Origin of the sequence: Alkalihalobacillus sp. TS-13 (assembly GCF_019720915.1) — a bacterium.
In the GTDB taxonomy this organism is placed as follows: Bacteria; Bacillota; Bacilli; order Bacillales; family Fictibacillaceae; genus Pseudalkalibacillus.
Genome location: NZ_JAHKSI010000006.1, coordinates 80059 through 86080, shown reverse-complemented (window position 1 = coordinate 86080; position 6022 = coordinate 80059). Strand labels below are relative to the sequence as shown.

General features: G+C 39.0%; 8 protein-coding genes. 2 read left to right on the top strand and 6 right to left on the bottom strand.

Annotated features, from left to right (window positions below; genetic code table 11):
• Positions 1 to 182: hypothetical protein (locus KOL94_RS22940; RefSeq protein ID WP_221569005.1), on the top strand; the 182-nt coding region annotated here is incomplete at its 5' end.
• Between the two features lie 380 nt (positions 183 to 562).
• Here the strand turns inward: KOL94_RS22940 and KOL94_RS22935 are convergent.
• Entirely contained in the window at positions 563 to 934 is a 372-nt protein-coding gene (locus KOL94_RS22935) for a hypothetical protein (RefSeq protein WP_221569004.1), read from the bottom strand.
• Positions 935 to 1141: 207 nt separating this feature from the next.
• On the opposite strand from KOL94_RS22935, the gene KOL94_RS22930 reads away from it, so the two are divergent.
• Positions 1142 to 1342: a hypothetical protein gene (locus KOL94_RS22930; protein WP_221569003.1), complete on the top strand. Its 201-nt coding sequence runs from the start codon at positions 1142 to 1144 to the stop codon at positions 1340 to 1342.
• Positions 1343 to 1390: 48 nt separating this feature from the next.
• Here KOL94_RS22930 and KOL94_RS22925 read toward each other — a convergent pair whose 3' ends face one another.
• The 5 genes from KOL94_RS22925 to KOL94_RS22905 form a co-directional block, all read right to left on the bottom strand.
• Positions 1391 to 1528 (bottom strand): JAB domain-containing protein, encoded by a 138-nt coding sequence (locus KOL94_RS22925; RefSeq protein ID WP_221569002.1) that lies wholly within the window; start codon positions 1526 to 1528, stop codon positions 1391 to 1393.
• Positions 1529 to 1589: 61 nt separating this feature from the next.
• A complete protein-coding gene (ilvD, locus tag KOL94_RS22920; protein WP_221569001.1) occupies positions 1590 to 3284 on the bottom strand; it encodes a dihydroxy-acid dehydratase in 1695 nt (564 codons plus the stop codon).
• Positions 3285 to 3697: 413 nt separating this feature from the next.
• A complete protein-coding gene (locus KOL94_RS22915; RefSeq protein ID WP_221569000.1) occupies positions 3698 to 4141 on the bottom strand; it encodes a JAB domain-containing protein in 444 nt (147 codons plus the stop codon).
• A 367-nt stretch (positions 4142 to 4508) separates the two neighbouring features.
• The gene (locus KOL94_RS22910) at positions 4509 to 4922 is read right to left on the bottom strand and encodes a hypothetical protein (RefSeq protein ID WP_221568999.1); all 414 of its coding nucleotides are present in this window, start codon (positions 4920 to 4922) and stop codon (positions 4509 to 4511) included.
• Complete coding sequence (locus KOL94_RS22905) at positions 4922 to 5590, bottom strand: Panacea domain-containing protein (RefSeq protein WP_221568998.1); 669 nt, start codon at positions 5588 to 5590, stop codon at positions 4922 to 4924. Before KOL94_RS22905 ends, KOL94_RS22910 begins: the two co-directional genes overlap by 1 nt.
• Between the last annotated feature and the right edge of the window lie 432 nt (positions 5591 to 6022).

Here is a 6022-nt window from a genome sequence, read left to right as displayed (position 1 = left end):
TTTTGGTTATAATTCATTGTGCAGCCTCCTGGAATGTTGTTTTTTTGCTGGCCAGCTTAAAACATCATACCAAGGGGCTTATTTCTTTCTCAACTCCGATATTACTTCATAACAGGAATGCTGCCCTTTTCTGGAATAACTTAGAAGTTCAATATGCACCCTTTAAAAACCTTCCTAACTAACAATATGACCCTATTGCTGAAAAACTTACTTGCAAACCAAGAACGTATGTTCTTATAATATAAAATAATACTGGATACTTGGGGGTATTAAATTTGAAGTTCTCAAGATTTGAATGGGAGTCGGTACGAGTAGAGCGTAATTTTGATGGAAAACCGTATCATTTATCTTTTACTTGTGTTATTAATACCACCTCTTGTTTATTTCAGATTAGGAAAGAGAAAAGTTGGGAAATTCATTACATAGCGCATGCTAGTGAACGCTGCGAGCATTGTGGTTTTGTTCGCTTGTATTCAGTATGCGAAAGGTTTACAGCATCTTTAAAAGGAATAGAGGATCAACTCTTTAAATGGATTCGAAATCTTAAACGTTTGGAAAAAGATTAAGTCATGTACTCTGTTAGATATGAGTGACATTGAGACAAAGAATCGGCCTGATCTTCTGTTATAGGGTGGCTATGAGCAATACGATTTCGAATGGGATATAAGTTATGTAAGTGCGAAAAGAATGTGGGGGTCAGATCCTCAAATGGTGGGTAGACACGGAGAAACGAGCGTTCTAATTCATGGAGATACAGATTTGCGATCGGTGCTCTCGGAGGTTTTCTTTGAAGAAGTTTAGAGGCTTTATAGTACCAGAATGGACCATACTCTTCATTCATGCGTATAGAAACGAATTTCCGTAAAGCGTTTTCAATCTCATATAATTGCTGGTAAGCAACTTTCATCATTTCAATCTCTTTTCGTTCAATCAAACAAATCACCTCTCAATGATTATATTTTCGATTTATTAGACCATAATCCTTTTACCGATTCAAAACCAGTAGAGAAAACATCCATTTCCTATAGAGAAATGATCGATTTCTACTTTCAAACCATGTACTTATTGAGAATAACGCAACTATATTCTTTCCTCGATACTCGGTATAGTGGTATCAATCAAACATAAGGAGATGAAGGAGATGAAAGAACAAATTTATGTAGAAGAAGGAATACCAGCAGTTGGTTATGCTTTTAATGATGAAAGTGCGAATGTAAAGATGCCAGTAAAGATGGTGAAGGTATTTAACGGAAGGAAAGTTGAGGATTTTTTTAATGAATTTCAAGGAAAGAAAATAAGAATCACAATTGAAATATTAGCTGAAGACACAACCAACGGATGATAAGAAATTTTAAGTAAAAAGGGAAGGAGCTAAGCTCCTTCCAGAGTTTTATACATATCCTTTTTCTTTTAAGCTGGCATAACCAGCTTCTGCATTGACAATCAGACGATCCAGAACCTCAACTCCAATCATATGCCCTGCTTCAACCCGCTTTCGACAGTCTCTTTGTTCATCGACTCCGCTCACGCCCTAAACATCAACAAAAACCCGGACGCCCCGTAACAACGGGACGCCCGCTCATTTAAACCTACTCTTCTCCTAGATCCGTTACCGCACCTTTTGAGGCACAGGATACAAGTCTTGCATATTTGTTCAACACCCCGCGGGAGTAGCGTAGCGGCGGTGCCTGCCAGTCTGCGAGACGGGCTTTCATTTCTTCTGCGCTCACATCAACGTTCAGCTCCTGTGTTTCACTGTCGATGGTCACCAAGTCGCCTTCTTTCAACAAAGCAATTGGACCGCCCACCTGTGCTTCAGGTGCTACATGGCCAACGACAAGACCATGGGTTCCTCCTGAGAAACGACCGTCAGTTAACAAGCCGACTTTCTCTCCGAGTCCTTTACCGATGATGATTGCTGAGATGGAGAGCATCTCGCTCATTCCCGGACCGCCTTTCGGACCGGCGTAGCGGATCACCAGCACGTCCCCCGGATTGATCTGATTTGCCAATACCGCTTCCGTCGCTTCTTTTTCCGAATCAAATACCCGGGCGGGACCGGTGAGCTTGCTTACTTTCAGTCCGCTCATCTTGGCAACAGCTCCAGCCGGTGCCAGGTTCCCTTTTAATACATATAGTGGACCGCATTCCTTAAACGGCTCGCTTACAGGACGGATGATTTCCTGGCCTTCCTGTAGCGGAGGAACTTCCGCCAGGTTCTCTGCCAGTGTTTTACCCGTAACCGTGAGACAGTCACCGCTCAAAAGCCCTTCCTCAAGCAGAAGCTTCATTACAGCGGAAACGCCGCCTACCTGGTGAAGATTTTCCATGACGTATTTTCCGCTCGGCTTCAGGTCCGCAATGTGCGGTACACGCTCGCGGATACGCTCGAAGTCGTTATACGAGAGGTCCACATCAACCGAGTGAGCCATCGCCAGCAGATGAAGGAAGGCGTTTGTAGATCCACCCAGTGCCATAACAACCGTAATGGCATTTTCAAATGCCTCTTTTGTCATAATGTCCCGCGGATAGATTTCTTTACGCAGAAGTTCCACAACAGCGTCACCTGCTTTGTAGCAGTCTTCCTGCTTGTTGCCGGTCTCTGCCGGGTTTGATGCGCTGCCGGGCAGGCTCATTCCGAGAGCTTCAATAGCGGACGCCATCGTGTTTGCTGTGTACATGCCTCCGCATGAACCGGCGCCCGGACATGCATGACATTCGATGTCGTGGAGTCCGTCCTTATCCATGGATCCTGCGTTATGTTTACCGACAGCTTCAAATACAGAAACGATGTCGATGTCTTTATCTTCTCTTGATTTACCTGGTGAAATTGTACCACCGTATACAAATACAGCGGGTAAATTTAAGCGGCCGATGGCAATCATACAGCCTGGCATATTTTTATCGCAGCCACCGATAGCCACAACTCCGTCAAGGCGCTCGGCCCCTACTACGGTTTCAATGGAGTCCGCGATTACTTCCCGGCTCGGAAGGGAATAGCGCATGCCTTCGTGTCCCATGGAAATGCCGTCAGCAACGGTGATGGTGTTAAAAATCATCGGTGCTCCGCCACCGTCGCGGGCTCCGCGTTTTGCTTCAATGGCGAGTTTGTCTATATGTACGTTGCAGGGTGTAACCTCGCTCCACGTACTGGCAACACCGATCATCGGCTTTTGAAAGTCCTCGTCGTCAAATCCTACTGCTCTGAGCATCGCCCGGTTCGGCGCGCGGTTGTCTCCTTCACTGATGTCTTTACTGCGTATTCTCAGATCTTTGTCTGCCATTAGTCAAACTCCTCTCTCGTACTGTGCTGAATGAAAGTTTTAGATGAATTATCTCCACATTATACAGAAATAAAATAATATTTCTATATTATATTATTTAAAAATTCATAGTAATTTTTTTATTCGCTTCGTTTTTTGACAGAAATACATAGATTTTGGTCAAAATTATCCCTGTTTATGTAGAAGAAGGAATACCAGAAGTCAGATATAACTTCAATGATGTTAGTGAGTATGGAAACATACCAGTGAAAATTGTGAAGGTTTTTAACGGAAGGAAGGTGGAAGATTTTTTTCAATGAATTTCAGGGAAAGAAAATAAGAATGACAATTGAAATATTAGCTGAAGACACAACCAACGAATGATAAGAAATTTTTAAGTAAGAAGGGAAGGAGCTAAGCTCCTTCCCAATGTTTTATACATATCCTTTTTCTTTTAAGCTGGTATATCCAGCTTCTGCATTGACAATCAGATGATCCAGAACCTCAACTCCAATCATATGCCCTGCTTCAACCAGCCGTTTTGTTACTTCAATGTCTTCTCGAGATGGATTCGTATCTTGAGAAGGATGCTGGTGACAGAGGATGATGGCTGCACTGTTATTCAGGATTGCACTTTTGAATACTTCCCTGGGATGAACAATGCTGGCATTGATTGATCCTACATGACAACGATGAACCGCAACAACTCTGTTTTTCGTATTGAGACACATGACGAAGAACACCTCGCGATCATCTTCACCGATAAATCCAGCAGCAACCTTTGCAGCATCTTCTGGAGAACGGATGATGTATGGTTCCCCTCCTCCCACCTCGGAAATCACCTGTCTGATCCGTTGAATTTCATAAATTGTCTCCATCTTGAAACAGCTCCTTTCTTTGTTTGAAAAGAAAGGAATTTTTGCGAAAACGAGAGTAGAAGGGTGTGAAACGTAGTGAAGCATGCGAGAGCCACAAGTAGGCGTTACGAGCATGTACGAAACCCAATGACTTAGCCAGCGTTAGCTTGTGTTCTTTACAAGGTTACGTTGGTTTAGCCGACTTGGTTTTGGTTGTGATCGTTCGAACACGCAGATCCTTTACCGAGTGATGAGCAAATAATTATAATGAGGAGAACAAAGGAAATATATGCTATGGATAATAAATTAAAATCATCATTATACATTGATTTTGGTTTTTCTATCTTATTATCTTTTTAAATATCAATAATAAAAACTCCTAAAAAATTTAGGAGTTGATGGCTATTAGTGTTTTTTGATCATATGTAACTTCTAAAACATTCTTTTTTATTTTTCGATAAGTATCGAATAACTGTGTAATTCTTTGAAGCTCTTCGTAATCATATTGTTTACCAGTGGATAGTAACTTTGTTTGTAAATCATCGTAATATTCAATAGTATATAATGCATCTAATTTTACAAAAGATGGTTCAGACAGAGGTGGATTATATTTGGGTAAGCGCCTATTTGAATCAAAGAGTAGTTTATGAGTTTTCCCTTTTATTGAAGAAACGTTTAAAAGTAATAACTTATTATTTTGTGAATCTATTCTAATAACTAAGAACGGTCTTTCATAATTACACTTACCTCCATCAGCAAAAGGCATTTTTAACCAAAGACCCTGACCAATAGTGATATTCATCAATAAATCACCAATCCTACGTTATCATCAAAGTAAATAGTATATGCTGATTCGTTACCATTAAATTCTTCTAGTTTTTTAATTATCTCATCGCTTAACTCTAATTTCGTTGGGTCAAAATAATATGTTCTTCCTTTTATAACTCTAAAATCTAAATTGTTATTTATTGAATCATATGCACTCAACAATTCCCGAAAGTTATTCAAGTCATCTTTTATTAAACAATCAATATTTATTTCACTTTCATCTTTAGAATTAGACCTTCCAACAGAAGAGTTATTGTACGCTTTTATCCAACTATTCTGTTGATAGTTTATGTCTAATAATTCTGTCGCAGATAAGCCACCAAAAATTTCTATGGTTATTAGTAATGTTTCTATAATTTCTTCTGGAAACTCACCATTATATACAGATGCTTCCGAAATAAAATCTTTATCATAATATTGTTTGCTTATCGCTTCGATAACTGATCCATTTTCAGAAGCATAAATCTTATCATTAAATAGGGTGTCACCATTTTTAGCTAGATGGATTAATTGAGAAAAATAAATTAAATTTTGAAGTTTACTATTACCTTCAATGGTATCTTTTGGTTTATCGAAATCATGCTTTATAAACCATTTAGCTAAATCTAAAGCTTTTACTTTTTCAGTTTTAACCATTAACATCACCCTTCCCCCTAACTTTTTTTATTTTAATTACTTTTACTATTTATTGTTTCTATCTTAAATCACTAAATCCTTTTTTTAACAATTTAATAAAGTATAGTAAGTTATAATATTACTATTTTTACATATGTATATTGGACGGTTACATTCTAGATTAATCGGTATAGTTAAATCCTCCAAAATAACCTTGCTTAAATTGGACAAAGTTATATGTATTTTAGATAATATAAACTTTTGTCTCTACGATATATCTGGGGTCCTTGCCCCTCCCTTGGAAAAGATCCCTAAATATCCATATATAAACCCACTAGCAGAAATTAAATATAGTAGAGTGGCTCACTTTTGATGTGGTTACTATGGTAAATCCATTCTCCAAACACTTGAAGAATCGAATATTAGAAACCCTAATCATTAAAATAAATATCAATAAAA